General features: G+C 36.1%; 1 protein-coding gene. It reads right to left on the bottom strand.

From position 1 onward, the window contains the following. Window positions 1-114: 114 nt before the first annotated feature. Window positions 115-956: ankyrin repeat domain-containing protein (locus CHU92_RS00055; RefSeq protein WP_094411382.1), on the bottom strand; the 842-nt coding region annotated here is incomplete at its 5' end.

Genomic DNA, 956 nt, shown 5'->3' with positions numbered 1-956 from the left:
TTTCGGAGCACAAAACTGTCAAACTGCACTGAACTTGAATAGAAGCACAAAGCTCCAAGTTTGCACGTCAACCCGCCTGACGCAAAACCCGTGTTAGCAGTAGTGGTTCTTCTTTCAAATTTCATTGTGTCCTAATGATTTTGCTAATTCTTTTGCGGTCAAGCCGTCTATATTTTTCTTTGTCGTGTCAATACCTTTATTTACTAAAAAGTCAAAGGTCTTTTTGTCGTTATTTTTTGCAGCATAATGTAAGGCTGTCCAACCATTAATTGGATAAGCAAAATTCAAAGTCATAAAGTCCATAGAACTTTGTTTCAAAGCATCTTCCATTTTAATTGTGTCGCCTTTCTCTGCTGCTTTCATAAAGGATAGATTAATTTCTCTAAGTATGTTCAGCTTTTCTCTTGCATCACAATATTCATCATAATCTTGTCGTCTTTGTGCTTTTGTTTTTCCACCGTGTTCTGCCAATAATTCAATAATTTCTTTTGAAGTAGTTAAGTCTATTGCTTCAAAATTGTCTTGGTCGTAAAATGACACAAATGCTCCGTTGTCTATGAAAAATTGAACAAGTTGTTTGTCATTGAGTGCCGCTGCAACAAGTAATCCTGTTCTTTCTCCAAATTCTTGTTCGTCAATGTTGTGTCCTTGTGTTATTAGTTTTTTGATTTGGTCAATCTGTTGAAATGCTGTCGCTTGTGGTATTGTTAGTCCTAAAATACCTTCTTCTTTACACTTGTCAATAATTTTCAACAAGTCTTTGAAGTCACCAAATGGAGCAATCAGTTCTTCTTTTCCATTGTCTGCCAGTTGGTATTGAAAACGCTTCCAAGCAAGGTCATAAGGTTCAAGTCGTCCAATAAGGTTTTTGTCCTTTGATATTTCTTCAAGAACTCTGTCCCATTGTTCGTTAAATACTATGTCGTCTATGTCGTTCATACCATTACTGCTAACGG

The organism is Flavobacterium cyanobacteriorum (assembly GCF_002251835.1).
GTDB classification, from domain to species: domain Bacteria; phylum Bacteroidota; class Bacteroidia; order Flavobacteriales; family Flavobacteriaceae; genus Flavobacterium; species Flavobacterium cyanobacteriorum.
This window is presented reverse-complemented; position numbering and strand designations above follow the sequence as displayed.